Origin of the sequence: Tardiphaga sp., assembly GCF_028290495.1 — a bacterium.
Taxonomy (GTDB): domain Bacteria; phylum Pseudomonadota; class Alphaproteobacteria; order Rhizobiales; family Xanthobacteraceae; genus Tardiphaga.
The window spans coordinates 13,458-30,332 of sequence record NZ_JAQGJT010000048.1 but is presented as its reverse complement, the minus strand read 5'-3'; the positions used below and the strand labels follow the sequence as shown (position 1 = coordinate 30,332).

Here is a 16,875-nt window from a genome sequence, read left to right as displayed (position 1 = left end):
TTGCCGCAGCCGTTCGGCCCGACCACGCCGGTGAGGCCGGGTTCGATCATGAAATCGGTGGGTTCGACGAAGGATTTGAACCCGTGCAGGCGCAGGCGCGTGAGTTTCATGGACACGTTACTCTATGCAAGCCGCCGGCCTTACGGCCGGGCGGAATATGGGCAGAGCGCGAATCGTGCAGCACGAACAATACCATAAACGGTATTTTCCCGCGCGCCGGGACTCGCGACCCCACCACTCTCAAGCGCCGGACAATGGCCGCAGGGAGGCAGGAGAGCAACGCGGGGCGGGGGGTTTTCCAGAGGTTTGGAGGGGATCGGTAGTCCGGATGATCGGAGCGAAGTCCGGGGCAATCGGGCACCTCGATTCGATCACTCGCATCTGAGGTGCTGACAATCAGGCTCACAATGCGCAATGATAGGTTGCGTGCAAGCGGAGCACGTTATCGAGCAATGCGAGCCCCTGATGCCCGAAGGCTTCGTTTACGTCCTCGTTTCGCCGAACAGCGATTACATCAAGATTGGCGGAACAGAGAGGCCGATAAGCGAACGCCTTAGCGGCATCAACGGCACGGTGTCATATGCCGCCCACGGACCGTGGGAGCTGTCCGACTTTCTGCACGTAACCGACTGGCGGCTTGTCGAAGGTGAAATGCATCGGCATTTTCAGACGCGAAACATACGAGACGCTGTTGGAACGCGCGAGCTATTTAGTGCTCCTCCGCACGAAGCAAGAGAGCAGCTCCGACGCACTAATAGGAGCCTTCGCGTCGGCCATGAAAAGACTGATGCGCTCTTTAAGAACCGCGAAGTGGGTCTTTTCTTGTATCGGTTGTTTCAGCTTTCCGGGTTGTTCGGAAACCTGGACATTCAGGGAGCCTGGACTCTCACTCTTCTGCCAAAAACGAACGGCGGTCGTTGGTTCACTTTAAATATCGGTCCCCATGAGGTTGCGTTCAGCGTGAAGAAAGCGGTCGACGGGAAGTTCGATCATTACCTCGTTTTGGATCGCCTCATTCTGGACTATCCGGACACGATAATCTGGATCGGGCAACACGAGGGTGCCGTTCAAGTGGCAGGGTATGCTTCTGCGGAGCGAGCCGTTCTCGTTAATTTTCGCGACGACTTTGCGAAAGCCGAAAGGATATTTGGACTTCCAGGTGTTCGGCGAGCACTTGTAGCCTATTGGGCGGAAGCGTTGGCGGATCTTCGCCAAAGAAAATCGAAAAGCGTGTTTGCGCGTTATCATTCGTATGATGCGGTCTCGGAGCTGATCGAATATCAACGTTTAACGGAGAATGTGTTTCGATCTGTCCCAAGCTCCGAACTGGTTCAGCGTGCATAGCGCGTATGAATAGAGCGATATGCGGGACAACGGTGTTGATATGCGTCCCCAAAGATCAGTAGCTTCTCGTAATTGCAGGGATATCTTTTCCGGTATGATTGAAGGTGGATCTTCCTGAGTTCGAGGCTGTTTCGGAAGCATCCAGATCCAAAACTTTAGCGGCGGTGTGACTGTGTCACTACCGGTGTTATTTGGCTTGGAAGGACACACTCGATGCGCACGAGCAAACCCATTTCCGTTACACTCGGCAAGCAGCAGGCCAGCGTCGATCGCCGTCTCGCTTCTGGGCACTACGATTCCGCCAGCGAGGTCGTTCGGGCGGGTATTCGTGCCCCTGATCGCGAGGAGGCCATGCTTGACGGGATGATACGCGAGAAGGTGCTCGCTGCTTTGTCCAGTCCCGGGCCGGACCTCCCGGCTGAGGAAGTGTTCGCTCGCCTGCGTGCCCACCACGATGAGCAGGTGAAGTCCGGGCCTGCTATGAGGCTCTGCCGCTGAGCGGCTGGACGCGGACCGGGTGAAGGCCGGCGAAAGCTGGCCGGATCAGCGGACCCGATGGGACCGCGCCTTGCCCGGGAAGTGCGGAGCTCCGGACAGAAAAGCCGCGGTGGCGCGCCGGGCGATGCGCCCCCTTGCGTTTCCCGCCACACGTTTTTCGCGCACTGTGCTACACTTGCCCCTGTAAGATGACGCCGGGGACGCGCCGTGTTCGATGGTTTCTACAAGGTCGACTACCAGGCCGGCGAGGTTGCCGGGCGCAGCGTCATGCATGTGCATGGCGGCCGGATGCTCGGCGGCAATTCGGCCTTTGCCCATGTCGGCTCCTACCAGGAGGCCGGCGGTGAGATCACCGGCCGGCTTGCCGGGCAGCGCCATGCCGCCGACCGGCGGTTTCGCGCGCTGTATGGCGACGACAACGCCGAGGTCGATATGCGCGGCTGGGCCGATGGAAGCCACTACCGGTTCGAGTCCACGCCGGTGCAGGCGCCGGGCGTCGTGCTGCACTCCCGGATGACGCGCCTGGATGAGGCGTCGTTGCCGCCGGCTGGCGTGGTCGGCGCGGGCGGCATCGTCAACGGGCTATATTCGGTGCACATCCGCCTGCTCGACGGGCTCGACGGCGGACTCACCGGCGTGATGGTGCTGCACGACGGGCGCATCCTCGGCGGCGATGCGTTCTACTATTATCTCGGCGCCTATTCGTCGGCCGCGGGGCGCTGGAAGGGTGAGATCGTCAACCAGGAGCACACGCCGGGCACCAGCGAGCATCCGGTGTTCGGCGGCCATGAGGTGGGCATCGGCTTTTCCGGCCATTGCGATGCGGAAAGTGCGGCCTGGGAAGCGACCGCTCTGGCCGGCAAGCGCAGCCTGCGCCTCGCCGCCGATCTGACTTTGCTGCATCCGGCCTGAAGTCGGTCGCGGGCGTAAGCCGATGACGGGTTCTGTGGCTTGGCGGCTGCCAGGACGGCGAGGCACAGTCCGATCAGTGTCAGCCCGATCAGGTCGACCAACAAATTCTCGAACATCATGCGTCCCTGAAAGTCCCTGGAAGGTGGGGCGGAAATTCAAGCGGGTGTCAAAGCGCGCATGAGGCTTCCGACAAGGTCAATCCAGATAAGAAAATAGTCCACAGCGCGCGTTGACAATAATCCTTTCGTGATTATAGTCCTCAGTGTCCTGTCCGCGAGGGGCGCTTCATGAGGCGTTCTTGGAGTGGGGCAGGATGCGGCGCCTGCGCATGTGCCTCGCACGCACATGTCCGGGAGGCCGGGGGTTCTCCGTCCGAGCCTACTATGAGGCTCTGCCGCTGAGCGGCTGGACGCGGACCAGGTGAAGGCCGGCGAAAGCTGGCCGGATCAGCGGACCCGATGGGACCGCGCCTGTTCCCGGAAGTGCGGAGCCCCGGACAGAAAAGCCGCGGTGGCGCGCCGAAAGGCGATGCGCAAGGTTTCGTCGCCCTTCGCACGGCGGCGCGGCCGGCGCGAATGCTATCCCCGCGCCTTTCGGCGCGTCGCTCCCCTCATGGGTCGAGGGGAGAACTGGCAAAGCTCGGGCGCTCCGGCGTCGCGAGGATGCGGAGGCGTGGCTGTTTGAAATCGAAAATGGGAAGGAGCCGGGGGAGCGATGCGCTTGCAACACCCACAGCTGTCATCGCCCGGCTCGACCGGGCGATCCGGTATTCCGCGCTGCTTGTGGAGCGATCGCAAACGCCTGCGTCTACTGGATCCCCGCTTTCGCGGGGATGACAGCCAGAGTGGCGCGCGGCTGCCTCAGCTCTTCAAGAGCGGGGTGATCTTCTTGGAGAATTCCTCGAACGAGGTTTCGCCGGTCAGCTTCTCGCCGTTGATGAAGAAGGTCGGGGTCGAGTTGACCTTGAGCACCTCGTTGGCGAATTTCTGGTCGGCGGCGATCTTGTCGAGCAGCGCCTGGTCCTTCAGGCAATCTTCCACGGCCTGCTGGCTGAGGCCGGCCTGCTTGCCGATCCGGGTCAGGGTCGCGGCGGTTTCCTTCATCACCCAGTCGTTCTGCTGCTTGAACAGCATGTCGATCACGGCAAAATATTTGCCGGAGTCGTCCTTGGCGATGCAGCGCGCCAGCATCGAGCCGGCGGCGGCCTTGATGTCGAGCGGGAATTCACGGAACACGAAGCGGATCTTGCCGGTGTCGATGAAGGCTTCCTTGATCTTGGGGAACACCTGCTCGGTGAAGGCCGCGCAATGCGGGCAGGTCATCGAGGCGTATTCGGTGACGGTGACGGCGGCGTCCTTCGGGCCGAGAACCATGTCGGGCAGCGACACCGGCTTGGCGACGTCGGCGGCCGAGGCGCTCTGCGCGAAGGCCTGCTCGACCAGCATCAAGGGCGAGACGCCGACCAGCGCGGCGAGGCCGGTGAGGGAGAGGGCTTGGGTGACGGCACGGCGCGTGATGATCAACGGAGGCTCCTGTTGGCGCGGCGCGCCCGGAATTGGTCTGTGTTCGCTAGCTTGAAACCTGAATTGTGGCAAGCACAGGCCGGCGCGTGCGGCCCGGCGCAATCTCAATTCCGCTTGATACTGGCGCCGAGCCGCGCCAGCGCCTGGCGCAGATCGTCGTCCTCGACGCTGGAAAGGCCCTTGGCGACTTCGGCGATGGCGGCGGGCTCGACCGGCTTTACGGTGTTGCGGGCCTTCGGCCGCGAAAGCGGCGCCTGGCGCAAGGCGATCTTGCCGACGGCGTTCCAGCCGAAGAAGCGGTTGACCCGCTGCAGGATGGCGTCGGAGGAATGCTGGATCTCCAGCGCCATCGGCCCCTCGACGCGCAGGATCAGGGTCGCCGGAACCTGGTTCTGGCCCTCGACCGGCCGCGGCCACTGGATCTTCAGCGGCTCGGAGAATTTGGCGATGTCGGCGCCGGCGATTTCCGCCCAGCGCGTCACCAGTTCCCGGGAAGCAAAGCCCTGCTTGGCAAACGCATCGGAAAACACCCCGCCGAGCAGGACGGACAGCGGCTTCGCGGAAATGTAGCCGGGCTTGTTCATCGAGGGGCGTTTTGGATACATGGTGACATGAACCTATCAGTTGCAGCCCGCCAGCGAAAGAAACAACCCGCCGCCGACCGGCCCATGCAGCTGCTCGACTGGTACGACCGGCATCGCCGCAAATTGCCGTGGCGGCCGCTGCCGGGCGGGGCGATCGATCCGTACCGCGTCTGGCTGTCCGAAATCATGCTGCAGCAGACCGGGGTGCAGACGGTCGGACCGTATTTCGAGAAGTTTCTGGCGCGCTGGCCGAGCGTGGCCGATCTGGGTGCTGCGTCGCAGGACGACGTGCTCAGGATGTGGGCCGGGCTCGGCTATTATTCCCGGGCGCGCAACCTGCACGCCTGCGCGGTCGCCGTGCTGCGCGAGCATGGCGGCAAGTTTCCCGATACGGAAGAAGGCCTGCGCACGCTGCCGGGCATCGGGCCCTATACGGCGTCGGCCATCGCCGCGATCGCGTTCGGCCGCCAGACCATGCCGGTGGACGGCAATATCGAGCGCGTGGTGTCGCGGCTCTATGTGGTGGAAGAGCCGCTGCCGAAGTCCAAGCCGCAGATCCAGGCGCTGGCCGCGACGCTGCTGGCCGGGACGCGCGCCGGCGACAGCGCGCAGGCGCTGATGGATCTCGGCTCCACCATCTGCACGCCGAAGCGGCCGGCCTGCGCGCTGTGTCCGATCAATGACGATTGCGCGGCGCGCATCCGCGGCGATCAGGAGAGCTTTCCGCGCAAGATGCCGAAGAAGGCCGTCATTCTGCGCCGCGGCGCCGCTTTCGTGGTGACGCGCGGCGATGAGATGCTGGTGCGCACGCGCGCGGAAAAGGGCCTGCTCGGCAGCATGACCGAAGTGCCCGGTTCGGAGTGGCTGGCTGGCCATGACGACGGCGAAGCGCTGGCGCAGGCGCCGGTGCTGAAGGGCGTGGCGAAATGGCATCGCAAGGTCGGCGTCGTCAGCCACGTCTTCACGCATTTTCCGCTGGAGCTGGTGGTTTATACCGTCCGCGTCACCTCATCCTGCCGCGCGCCAAAAGGCATGCGCTGGGTGCCGGTCGCGACGCTGCATGACGAGGCGCTGCCCAACGTGATGCGCAAGGTGATCGCGCACGCGCTGGGCTGAAGCTACGGCTCCGGCAAGGTTACGATCGGCGGCTTGGCGTTGAGGCCTTCGACCTGGAAGCCGGCGACGCGCTTGTAATTGGCGGCGATGTCTTCCAGCTCCTGCCGCGACAGCACGTCGGTGACGACCTCGTATCCGTTGGGCGCGCGCTCCTCGACGATCTGCATCACCTGCTCCGGCCCGTTGCGGCGGTTCAGCATCACCAGATCGGTGGTCGCGGGCCGGCGCTCGGCCTCGTAGGCTTCGAGCGCGGCCGGCACCTCGCCGAGTGCGAGGATCTCGCGGGTCAGCACGCGGGCGTCGAGGATTGCCTGCGACGCGCCATTGGAGCCGATCGGATACATCGGATGCGCGGCGTCGCCCATCAGTGTGACGCGGCCAAACGTCCATTGGGCAACGGGATCGCGGTCGACCAGCGGGTATTCGTAGGAATGCGGGCAGTTGCGGATCAGGCCGGGCACGTCGAGCCAGTCGAATTTCCAGTCCTCGAACCACGGCAGGAATTCGTCGAGGCGGGCGGTGCGGTTGTAATCCTCGCGGCGCCACTCATACGTCGGCGGCATGTGCCGCTCGGCCACCCAGTTAATCAGGAATTTGCCGTCGGCGTCGGGCCGGTCGGAAATCGGGTAGCAGACGAATTTCAGGATCTCGTGGCCGGCCATGATCATGGAGCGGCCGGTGAGAAAAGCGTCGGACGCGGTGATGCCGCGCCACAGGATGCGGCCGTTCCACAGCGGCGCGCCCTCTTGCGGATAGAGCTTCTCGCGGATTGCCGAATGGATGCCGTCGGCGGCGATCAGCAGTGTGCCGTCATGGCTGGGCTGCGCCCGGCCGGTGGCCTTGTCGATGAAGTCGGCGCGAACGCCTTCGGCGGTTTCCGACCATCCGGTGAGATGATGGCTCGTCAGAACGTTCTCGGCACCGAGCCGCTCGGTGACGGCATCGAGCAGGATCTGTTGCAGCCTGCCGCGATGTACCGAGAATTGCGGCCAGCGGTAGCCGGCTTCCAGCCCGCGCGGCTCCTGCCAGATCGGTTTGCCGTGCTTGGAAAAGAACGCCAGTTCATGGGTGCGCACGCCGATGGAATCGAGCGATTCCAGCAGGCCGAGTTCGATCAGCTCGCGCACTGCATGCGGCAGCACGTTGATGCCGACGCCGAGCGGCCTCAGCGCATGGACGCTTTCGAACACGCGGCAGGGCACGCCGATCTGATGCAGGCTGAGCGCAAGCGTGAGGCCACCGATGCCGCCGCCGGCGATGAGAACCGTCATGATGTTTCCCCCGATTTTGATCGAGGTCATGGCACGAGAGGCCGCTCGGGGCAACTGTGAAAGGGTGTCGCGGAGTGTCGCTATCTATGGATGTAAATTGCTTCCGGCAATGCCGAAAGCTTTGACCGAAGGCTTAATGCAATCTTCAGCGAGGATTCTGTATATCGCACTCAAGTTCACAGCGCAGCCCGACAGGTGCATCATGTCCAACCAGATCATCCCGACCGGACGCGAGATATTGTTTCCGGCGTCGGAGCTGATCGTGTCGAAGACCGATCTCAAGGGCCGTTTGACCTACGTGAACCGGCTGTTTTGCACGCTGGCCGGCTACGGCGAAGCCGAATTGGTAGGCCAGCCGCACAGCATCGTGCGCCATCCCGACATGCCGCGCAGTGTGTTTCGCCTGCTGTGGAGTTCGATCGAGGATCGCCGCGAGATCTTTGCCTATGTGAAGAACATGGCGCGCAACGGCGATCATTACTGGGTGTTCGCGCATGTGACGCCGTCCTTCGGCCCCGACGGCAAGATCACTGGCTATCACTCCAATCGTCGGGCGCCGCAGCGCGCTTTGATCGAGAAGACCATTGCGCCGCTTTACGCCGGGATTCTGGCGATCGAACGCGATCACAAGAATGGAAAAGACGCCGTTGCCGCGGGCCAAAAAGCCCTTGAGGACTTCGTCGCATCGAAGAAAGCCAGTTACGATGAACTTATGTTTTCTCTCAAGAGCGCAGCTTAGCACGCTGCTGGCGATCGCCGGTTCGGCGCTCGCGCTCGCGCTTCAACTGGCAGGCTTTTCCGGCGCGGCCATGACGGTTCAGGCTGTCGTGCTGGTCGCGGCCGCGTTGACGCTGGTCTGGCTCACGCAGGCCGTTCGGCTGATCGCGCGCGCGAGCACGGTCTGTCGCGCGATCGCGCAGGGTGATTTCGAGGCCCGGCTGGTCGGCTTGCCGGCGTTCGGCGGCCTCGGCGAGCTCTTGCACACCATCAACGACATGATCGATGGCTGCGATGCCTTCGTGCGGGAATCCGCTGCGGCGATGACGGCGTTGCATCACAATAAATATTATCGCCGGATTTTGCCGGGCGGTTTGCACGGCAGCCTGCTGCATGGCGCCAGCACCATCAACGCCGCTTCCGACAGCATCGCCGCACGCATCACCCACTTCGAACGTCAGACCTCCGCGCTTGAGGTCACCGTCGGTGCCATCGTGAATGCGCTGGACAGCGGCGCGGTGGAGATGAGCGGTACGGCAGGAAATCTCCGCACTGGCGCCACCTCCGCTCTGGAGCGGGTCACGTCGGTGGCGGCGGCGTCCGAGCTGGCCGCGGCCAACATGCATACGGTGGCGTCGGCAACGGCGCGGCTGTCGTCCAGCGCCAGCGACGTCGGCGCTGACGTCAATCGCTCCGCCGCCATCGCCGTCCGCGCCGTAGCGCGCGTTGCCGATGCCGCTGGTCATGTCGAGGTGTTGCGCAACGTCGCCGCGCGCATCAGCGAGGTGGTAAAGTCCATCAACGTGATCGCCAGCCAGACCAATCTGCTGGCGCTGAACGCAACCATCGAGGCGGCGCGCGCCGGCGATGCCGGACGCGGCTTCGCGGTGGTGGCCCACGAGGTCAAGGCGCTGGCAACCCAAACGGCCAATTTCACCGCCGAGATCGAAGCCCAGATAGGGCAGGTGCAATCCGCCACCGACAGGGTCGGCGAATCCATCACCGAGATCGGCAGCGTGATCGCCGAGGTCAACGCGATCACCACCAAGGTCGCCGACGCTTCCGAGGCGCAGTCGACGGCAACCGCGGATATTGCCCGCAATGTTGACGAGGCCTTTTCTGTGGTGCGCGACATTTCCGGCGACCTCCAGTCGCTGGCGGAGACGGCCCGGAGCACCGAGCAACTGGCGACTTCCACGATGGCGGCATCCGGCGACCTGTCGTCGCAATCGGGCCTGCTGACCAAGGAAATCCGCAGCTATCTCGGAAATGCCCGGCAGAGCCTGGTTGACCAGGCCAGCCAGGCTGCGTAACCGCAGCCGTGCAGAGATCTCAAGTCTGATCCACTCCGAATGAAACATCGGCACCCGGCCCCCTCGTCCCGCTTGCGGGAAGAGGGTGGCGCAAAGGACCGCAGGTCGTTCGCGTCGGGTGAAGGGGACTATCGGGTGAATTTCTGAATCCTCCTCACCCTGGTCTCACGCGCTGCGCGCGATTCAAGCCACGTGCATCAGATGCCAGGGAAATCCAGAGGCGGGTTCAGCCCATTGGAATTGTGTCTCGTCCCTGCAAAGCGGCACACATGTGCCGCACCGCGTCAGGGACACGATCTTAAACCGCTTCAAGAGTTCTTTGATTGTAGGGGGTGGCCCCGTCATCGGGCCGCGCGACGCGCGATCGCTGGCGTGCTGTCCGTTGGCATGGGGCAACGAGGGGCGCGGCGCTTGGGGAAGGGGTGCCTTCGCACCCCTGCATCGCTAGTCAACCAAGCCCATCTCTGAGCGGATCTGTGCGCGCAACTCGTCGATCAGGCGCAGGCCCTTGTTGGTTTCCAGGTGCCAGTACGTCCAGCCGTTGCAGGCGGCCGAGCCTTGCGCGACCGCGCCCATGCGGTGGATCGAGCCGACCTTGTCGCCGAGCATGATGGCGCCGTCGGCGCGCACCAAAGCGCCATGGCGCTTCTTGAGATCGACGAGCTTTGCCCCCGGCTGGATCATGCCGCGCTCGAGCAGTTCGGAGAACGCCACGCGCGGTGCCGAGCGAGCGGTCATGAACGGCGCCAGCGTGGCGTCGGGCAACGGTTCGATCGCGGCAATGCGCGCTTCGGCGGCGGCAGCGTATTCGCGGTCGCGTTCAAAGCCGATGTAGTGGCGGCCGAGGCGCTTGGCGACGGCGCCGGTCGTGCCGGTGCCGTTGAACGGATCGATTACCAGGTCGCCGGGCTTCGACGACGACAGCAGCACGCGCGCCAGCAGGCCCTCGGGCTTCTGCGTCGGATGGATTTTCTTGCCGTCGGCGCCCTTCAGGCGTTCTTCGCCGGTGCACAGCGGGATCAGCCAGTCGGAGCGCGCCTGGACGTCCTCGTTGGCTGCCTTCAGCGCTTCGTAGTTGAAGGTATAGCCCTTGGCGTTTTCATCGCGCGCGGCCCAGATCATGGTCTCGTGCGCGTTGGTGAAACGTCGGCCGCGGAAATTCGGCATCGGATTCGACTTGCGCCACACGATGTCATTCAGCACCCAGAAGCCGAGGTCCTGCATGATCGAGCCGACGCGGAAGATGTTGTGATACGAACCGATCACCCACAACGTCGCCGACGGCTTCATGATGCGGCGGGCTGCCAGCAGCCAGGCGCGCGTGAAGTCGTCATAGGCGGCGAACGACGAGAACTTGTCCCAGTCATTGTTCACCGCATCAACGTGCGATTCATCGGGGCGTTTGAGATCGCCCTTCAGTTGCAGGTTGTACGGCGGATCTGCGAATACCAGATCGACCGAAGCAGCCGGCAACTTGGACATCTCGGCGACGCAATCCCCGATGACAATTCGGGAACTCGGGCCAGATTCAAATTTAATGCGGGGCGCCCTTGCAGACGCCCCGCGAAGCGAAACAACCATGACTCAACTACTCTGACTCAGGCGACGCTGTCGGCGACGCGGGACTAAACAACCGACTGACCACACCATGACGCGGCAAAGTAAAAATCGACTTAATTGCAATCTTCTTCGGGGGCGTTCATGCTAGGCATTATTTGCCGGGTGATTTAATGTCAGGGCGATGGAAATCTTCTGCGATTGCCGCGTTAGGGTCGGCTCTCGCGTCGCGACGAACGAATGAAGGAAAAGCACCATGCGTTACGATGACTTTCGTCGCAGCGACAATATCGACGACCGTCGTGACGACAGTGGTGGTGGCGGTGGCGGCGGATTCGGTATGCCGATGGGCGGCGGCGGGCTCGGCATCGGCACGGTGATCGTGCTCGGTCTGGTCGGCTGGGCGTTCGGTATCGATCCACGTGTCCTGATCGGCGGTGCGGAAATACTCACTGGCGGCCAGCAGGCGCCGACCTACCAGACCGACCGGCGCTCTGCGCCCGCCAAGGGCGGCGCGCCTACCGACGAGATGGGCAGCATGATTTCCGGCGTGCTCGGCGAAATCGACGATCGCTGGGACGAGATCTTCAAGGAGAGCGGCCAGCGTTATGCCGGGCCGCGCATCGTTCTCTTCAAGAACGCCACCAATGGCGGCCGCTGCGGCATGGCGCAGTCGGCGATGGGGCCGTTTTATTGCCCGCCCGACAAGCAGATATTCCTCGATACGGGCTTCTTCCGTCAGGTCGAGACGCGCTTCCGCGGCTGCTCCGGCAATGCCTGCAAGTTCACCGCGGCCTACATCATCGCGCATGAGGCCGGCCATCACATCCAGAACCTGCTCGGCATCCTGCCGCGCGTGACGCGTCTGCAGGAGCAGGCCGGCAGCAAGGCCGCCGCCAATCTCCTGCAGGTCAAGGTCGAGCTGCAGGCCGACTGCCTGTCCGGCGTCTGGGTCAACCGGGAAGAAAAGAAGCGCCCGGGCTTCCTCGAAGCCGGCGACATCGACGCAGCATTGACGACCGCCGCGGCGATCGGCGACGACACGCTGCAGCGCCAGGCGCAGGGTCGCGTGGTGCCGGATTCCTTCACCCACGGCTCCGCCGAACAGCGCAAGCGCTGGTTCATGACGGGGTATCAGCAAGGCACCGTGCAGGCCTGCAACACGTTTGGCGCGGAGCGGCTGTAGCTCCGTCATTGCGAGGAGCCAACGGGTCCGGCTCCGCCGGCTCGATGATAAACTCCGCGACGCGGCAATCCAGAAGGCGGCAAGCGCGAAAGAGCTGCATTGCTTCATCGCAAGTGCTCCTTGCAATGACGAAACAAAAGTTGGCGACCATGTCATCCATCGACGAAACAAAATCCTTCGTCCCGCTCAACATCGCGGTGCTGACGATTTCGGATACGCGCTCGCTTGCCGACGACAAGTCCGGCACGACGCTGGCTGATCGCCTCACCGACGCGGGCCACCGGCTCGCCGCGCGCGACATCGTTACCGATGACGTCGAGGCTATTCGCGCCATCATCAAAAAGTGGATTGCTGATCCCGGTGTGGACGCCATCATCACCACCGGCGGTACCGGCTTCACCGGCCGCGACGTTACGCCGGAGGCGATCGAGCCTTTGTTCGAGAAGCGCATGGACGGCTTCTCGATCGCCTTTCACATGCTGAGCCACGCCAAGATCGGCACCTCGACGATCCAGAGCCGCGCTACTGCGGGCACGGCGGGCGCGACCTTCATCTTCTGCCTGCCGGGCTCGCCCGGCGCTTGCCGCGACGGCTGGGACGGCATTCTCGCCGCCCAGCTCGACTACCGTACGAAGCCCTGCAATTTCGTGGAGATCATGCCGCGCCTCGACGAACACCTGCGCCGCGGCACGGCGAAGTAGTTCAGCCTACAGTCTCAGTTCCCAGGTCTCTTCCGTCAGATCTACGCCGAAGCCGCGGTGCGGCGCGCTTGCGATTCTCACGAAGCCGGCGTCCTGATAGATTTTTCGCGCGGCAATGAGAATGCTGTGGGTCCCCAGCGTGATCTGGCGATAACCGCACTGCCTGGCAAAGCCGATGCATTCGCGCACCAATCGCTGCCCAAGGCCCTGGCCGCGCCCGGCGGGATCGATCAGCAGAAGCCGCAGCTTGGCTATCTCGTCGGATTGCCCGACCAGAAACACCGAGCCGACCGGCTGGCCCGCAATATCCGCGATCCAGCAGCGTTCGCGCGACGCATCGAACGACGCCACGAATTTCGCGACGATGTCGGCCACCACTCCTTCGAACACCGGATCGAAGCCATATTCCGCGGCGTAAAGCGCGCCGTGGCTCTGCACCACCCAGCCCATGTCGCCGGGCTGCGGGCCGCGTAGCGTCGCTTGCGGCGGCGCGGTTTCGTTGCCGAGCAGCCGCTCGATCGTCGTCATCGACTGCGCCACCCGTGCCGCATCGGCAGGCGTGAGTTCGCTCAGCATCGCGGCGATATCGTCATGCGAGCTGCGATTGACGCGGCCGTAAGCGAGCCGGCCCTTGGCGGTCAGGCCAAGCTGGTACTGCCGGCGATCGGCCGGCAGGGGACGGCGGGTGAGCAGCCCCTTTTCCGAGAAATTCTGGATGATGCGGCTGAGATAGCCGGCGTCGATATCGAGCGCCGCGGCGATCTCTTTCGCGGACGACGCTTCGCGACTGGCGAGCTCGTACAACACCCGCGCTTCGGTCAGCGACCACGGGCTGTCGAGAAACTGCTGCTCCAGCACGCCGAGCCGGCGCGTATAGAAGCGGTTGAAGTCGCGCACCGCGGCGATCTGCTGATCGGAAATGGCAGGGGAAGAAATGGCAGGGGGCATGGCACAACCTCGATGGTTGCCATCGTCAATCAATTGCTTGCCTCTGGCAAGTAATTTCGCGGCGTCAGGCGACGCTGATCCGGCTGCGCAACAGTGTGCGCGAGGAGCGGCCGAGCCGGCGGATCAGGCGGGCTTCCGAGCGCCGCGCATCGGCATAGCCGCCGAGTCGATCATAATGGTCGCGTGCGATCAGCAGGCCCTGGTCGGCCGACGGGCCGGTCAGCATCCGAGCCAGATATTTCAAGCTGTCGGTGAAGCGGGCGTCGCTATAGGGCGAGCGGGCGTAGCGGAAGATGCCGGCGCGCGGCCGGTCGCTCGTCGACACCCGCTGGATGAATTGCGAGGTTTCCTCGATCCAGCCGGCGTCGAGCACCGCGCCCGCATGCAGGAACATCAGCCACGGCGAACGCGCCTGTTTCGCGCCTGCCGCCATCGCCGCGGCGCGGCTGCCCTGGAAGGGCAGAAAATCGCAGCCGGCGACATCGGCGACGTGTTCGATCACGTCGGTGCCGGCGCGGTCGACCAGCAGTACTTCCTTGATCACGCCCGCCGCAGCGCCCGGCACCAGCGCCGCCAGCGTGGCCACGGCGTCCTGTTCGACGCCATCGGTGGGAATGATCACGCTCAGCATGTGGGGCTCATGATACCTGTTCCGTGAAGCGCAGCAGCGTTATCATCTCGTGACCTTTAAAACAGCCGCAACGGCGTAGCTATTTCGGGTATTGGCGATCGACGCCATTGGTGCCATGCCGGCCCTATCAGCTCCAACAAATTTATGTTCTTGATTTGTTCTTATATGTCGCTATCTTGGTGGCATGAGTCGCAATCACGCTGTCGCCCTCAAGCATCCGCCGGTCCCGGCGCCCTCCGAACCGGCGGGTGTGCCTTCGCCTTTCCCCGAGATCGAGGTGGCGATCGAGAAACAGCGGCGGCGCGGCCGTGGCGCGCAGTCCAACGACAGCGGTCGCTTCGAGGCCGAGGCCCGGGTCGCCTTCGACGACGGCTGGCAGAGCCTCGACGACCTCGCCCCGTTCAAGACCACGGTCGCCGTCGACACCGCGCGAAAGGTGATCACCCGCAACGACTCGCCGGATATCGGCTTCGACCGCTCGATCAATCCCTATCGCGGCTGCGAGCACGGCTGCGTCTATTGCTTCGCGCGGCCGAGCCACGCCTTTCTCGGCCTGTCGCCGGGGCTTGATTTCGAATCCAAATTGTTCGTCAAGCCGGACGCGCCGGGGCTGCTGGAGCAGGAGCTGGCTGCGCCGGATTACGAGCCGAAGATGATCGCGATCGGCACCAACACCGATCCGTACCAGCCGATCGAGCGCGAGCGGAAGGTGATGCGCGGCATCCTCGAAGTGCTGGAGCGTGCCAACCATCCGGTCGGCATCGTCACCAAATCGGCGCTGGTGACGCGCGATATCGATATTCTGGCACGGATGGCGAAGCGCAATCTCGCCAAGGTAGCGATCTCCGTCACCTCGCTGGATCCCAAACTGTCGCGCACGATGGAGCCGCGGGCATCGTCGCCGGAGAGGCGGCTGGAAGCGCTGCGGCAATTATCGGAGGCGGGCATTCCGACCACGGTGATGGTCGCGCCGGTGATCCCGGCGCTGAACGATGCCGAGATCGAGCGCATTCTGGATGCCGCGGCGCATGCGGGGGTGAAAGAGGCCAGCTACGTGCTGCTGCGGCTGCCGCTGGAAGTCCGCGACCTGTTTCGCGAATGGCTTATGGCGAATTACCCGGATCGTTACCGCCACGTCTTCACGCTGATCCGGGACATGCGCGGCGGCCGCGACTACGACTCGCAATGGGGCACACGGATGAAGGGCACCGGGCCGATGGCCTGGATGATCGGCCGCCGCTTCGAGATCGCCTGCGCCAAGCTAGGTTTGAACAAGCGCCGCTCGAAACTGACCACGGACCATTTCGTGCGACTGGCCAAGACCGGGCAGCAGCTGAGTTTGTTTTAGAGCTGCAAGAAGTTTCGCTGCCAGATGTTTCGCCGCCAGGAGTTTTGCTGCCAGGACTTGGCCCCTCTCTTCCGCTTGCGGAAAGAGGGTGCCTGCGCAGCGCGGTCAGGTGAGGGGAGCCAGTCAGTCATGCGGGCTCCCTCGCCTACTGCCGATCACGCCAGATCGCTGCGCGGATTGTAGGGGTGACCTTCGCGCCATTTTTCCATCAGGGCTTCCAGCCCGGCGTCGTGGCCGTCGGGCAGCATGATGCGGGTGGTGAAGTACAGATCGCCGTTTGGGGCGCCGGCCTTCGGCAGACCCTTGCCCTTGAGGCGGAAGGCGCGACCGCTGGAGGTGTTCTTCGGAATTGACAGCTCGACCGCGCCGGACAGCGTCGGCGCGCGCACTTTCGCGCCCAGCACGGCCTCGTACAGCGTGATCGGCAGGTCGACGCGCAGGTCGCTGCCGTCGACCTTGAAGAACGCATGCGGCGCGATGCTGACGGTGATCATCAGGTCGCCGGGCCGATGGCCGGGCGCGCTTTCGCCCTGGCCCTTCAGCCGTATCTGCTGGCCCGCGGTGACGCCGGCCGGAATCTTGACGTTCAGTTCCTTGCCGCTCGGCAGCCGGACGCGCTTCTCGGCGCCCTGCACGGACTCCTCCAGCGACACCGTCATGGCGACCGCGAGGTCGAGGTCCGGGGGAGCCATGCGGTCTTCAAAGCCCTGCTGGCCGCCCCGGCCGCGGCCGGCCGCGCCGCCGAACATGCTGTTGAGAATATCTTCGAAGCCGGCGCCGCCGCCGCCAAAGCCCTGCTGTGCTCCGCCTCGGAAGGCGTGCTCGAAGCCGGGCTGCGCGGAAGCGCGGCCTCCGCCGGGGAAGCCCTGGAATTTCGGCTTGCCGTCGGCATCGATCTCGCCGCGGTCGAACGCCTTGCGTTTGTCCTCGTCGCCGATGATCTCGTTGGCCGAGTTCACTTCGGAGAAGCGTTCGGCGGCCTTCGGATCCTTCTGGTTGTTATCGGGATGATGTTTCTTGGCGAGCTTGCGGTAGGCGCTCTTGATCGCCGCAGCGCTGGCGCCCCGCTGCACCCCCAAGACCTCATAGGGGTCGCGCATCCGTCACTCCTTCAGGCAAAACCGGAAAATGCGGGCAAACGGCCCGCTTCGCCCCTCATTTGGGGCTTTGGTGTCTTTTTTGCAACTGCGTCGTGACAAGAACCGTCATGACAAGAACCGTCACGG

General features: G+C 63.9%; 16 protein-coding genes. 9 read left to right on the top strand and 7 right to left on the bottom strand.

Going from position 1 to position 16,875, the window contains the following annotated elements:
- The first annotated feature begins 465 nt into the window (after positions 1-465).
- From JWQ24_RS09475 to JWQ24_RS09465, 3 genes are all read left to right on the top strand, one after another.
- Complete coding sequence (locus tag JWQ24_RS09475) at positions 466-1,344, top strand: GIY-YIG nuclease family protein (protein ID WP_299806970.1); 879 nt, start codon at positions 466-468, stop codon at positions 1,342-1,344.
- 213 nt (positions 1,345-1,557) lie between these two features.
- On the top strand, positions 1,558-1,842 hold the full coding sequence (locus tag JWQ24_RS09470) for a type II toxin-antitoxin system ParD family antitoxin (RefSeq protein ID WP_299806968.1): 285 nt from the start codon (positions 1,558-1,560) through the stop codon (positions 1,840-1,842).
- A gap of 207 nt (positions 1,843-2,049) precedes the next feature.
- Positions 2,050-2,754, top strand: coding sequence for a GrlR family regulatory protein (locus JWQ24_RS09465; RefSeq protein WP_299806966.1), 705 nt, complete (start codon positions 2,050-2,052; stop codon positions 2,752-2,754).
- 860 nt (positions 2,755-3,614) lie between these two features.
- Here the strand turns inward: JWQ24_RS09465 and JWQ24_RS09460 are convergent.
- Complete coding sequence (locus tag JWQ24_RS09460; protein WP_299806964.1) at positions 3,615-4,277, bottom strand: DsbA family protein; 663 nt, start codon at positions 4,275-4,277, stop codon at positions 3,615-3,617.
- 104 nt (positions 4,278-4,381) lie between these two features.
- Positions 4,382-4,861 (bottom strand): DciA family protein, encoded by a 480-nt coding sequence (locus JWQ24_RS09455; protein WP_299806978.1) that lies wholly within the window; start codon positions 4,859-4,861, stop codon positions 4,382-4,384.
- A gap of 27 nt (positions 4,862-4,888) precedes the next feature.
- On the opposite strand from JWQ24_RS09455, the gene mutY reads away from it, so the two are divergent.
- Positions 4,889-5,977 (top strand): A/G-specific adenine glycosylase, encoded by a 1,089-nt coding sequence (gene mutY, locus JWQ24_RS09450; RefSeq protein ID WP_299806962.1) that lies wholly within the window; start codon positions 4,889-4,891, stop codon positions 5,975-5,977.
- 2 nt (positions 5,978-5,979) lie between these two features.
- On the opposite strand, the gene JWQ24_RS09445 is transcribed toward mutY, so the two are convergent.
- Positions 5,980-7,248: a flavin-dependent oxidoreductase gene (locus tag JWQ24_RS09445; protein ID WP_299806960.1), complete on the bottom strand. Its 1,269-nt coding sequence runs from the start codon at positions 7,246-7,248 to the stop codon at positions 5,980-5,982.
- Between the two features lie 202 nt (positions 7,249-7,450).
- Between JWQ24_RS09445 and JWQ24_RS09440 the strand changes: the two genes are divergently transcribed.
- Entirely contained in the window at positions 7,451-7,987 is a 537-nt protein-coding gene (locus JWQ24_RS09440) for a PAS domain-containing protein (protein WP_299806976.1), read from the top strand.
- Positions 7,953-9,278 (top strand): methyl-accepting chemotaxis protein, encoded by a 1,326-nt coding sequence (locus JWQ24_RS09435; RefSeq protein ID WP_299806958.1) that lies wholly within the window; start codon positions 7,953-7,955, stop codon positions 9,276-9,278. The genes JWQ24_RS09440 and JWQ24_RS09435 overlap by 35 nt, the downstream gene beginning before the upstream one ends.
- A 444-nt stretch (positions 9,279-9,722) precedes the next feature.
- Here the strand turns inward: JWQ24_RS09435 and JWQ24_RS09430 are convergent, their stop codons facing one another.
- Positions 9,723-10,859, bottom strand: a complete 1,137-nt coding sequence (locus JWQ24_RS09430) for a site-specific DNA-methyltransferase (RefSeq protein ID WP_299806956.1) — start codon at positions 10,857-10,859, stop codon at positions 9,723-9,725.
- A 232-nt stretch (positions 10,860-11,091) separates the two neighbouring features.
- Between JWQ24_RS09430 and JWQ24_RS09425 the strand changes: the two genes are divergently transcribed.
- Together JWQ24_RS09425 and moaB are read left to right on the top strand one after the other, a co-directional pair.
- Positions 11,092-12,021, top strand: coding sequence for a neutral zinc metallopeptidase (locus JWQ24_RS09425; protein ID WP_299806954.1), 930 nt, complete (start codon positions 11,092-11,094; stop codon positions 12,019-12,021).
- Between the two features lie 149 nt (positions 12,022-12,170).
- Positions 12,171-12,722 carry a molybdenum cofactor biosynthesis protein B gene (gene moaB, locus JWQ24_RS09420; RefSeq protein ID WP_299806952.1) on the top strand — a complete coding sequence of 184 codons (552 nt, stop codon included), beginning with the start codon at positions 12,171-12,173 and terminating at the stop codon, positions 12,720-12,722.
- Between the two features lie 6 nt (positions 12,723-12,728).
- Here moaB and JWQ24_RS09415 read toward each other — a convergent pair whose 3' ends face one another.
- On the bottom strand, positions 12,729-13,670 hold the full coding sequence (locus JWQ24_RS09415) for a helix-turn-helix domain-containing GNAT family N-acetyltransferase (protein ID WP_299806950.1): 942 nt from the start codon (positions 13,668-13,670) through the stop codon (positions 12,729-12,731).
- A 64-nt stretch (positions 13,671-13,734) separates the two neighbouring features.
- Positions 13,735-14,301 (bottom strand): glycosyl transferase, encoded by a 567-nt coding sequence (locus tag JWQ24_RS09410; protein ID WP_299806948.1) that lies wholly within the window; start codon positions 14,299-14,301, stop codon positions 13,735-13,737.
- Between the two features lie 184 nt (positions 14,302-14,485).
- Between JWQ24_RS09410 and JWQ24_RS09405 the strand changes: the two genes are divergently transcribed.
- Positions 14,486-15,649 carry a PA0069 family radical SAM protein gene (locus JWQ24_RS09405; RefSeq protein WP_299806946.1) on the top strand — a complete coding sequence of 388 codons (1,164 nt, stop codon included), beginning with the start codon at positions 14,486-14,488 and terminating at the stop codon, positions 15,647-15,649.
- Between the two features lie 155 nt (positions 15,650-15,804).
- Here JWQ24_RS09405 and JWQ24_RS09400 read toward each other — a convergent pair whose 3' ends face one another.
- A complete protein-coding gene (locus JWQ24_RS09400) occupies positions 15,805-16,749 on the bottom strand; it encodes a J domain-containing protein (protein ID WP_299806944.1) in 945 nt (314 codons plus the stop codon).
- Positions 16,750-16,875: the final 126 nt, after the last annotated feature.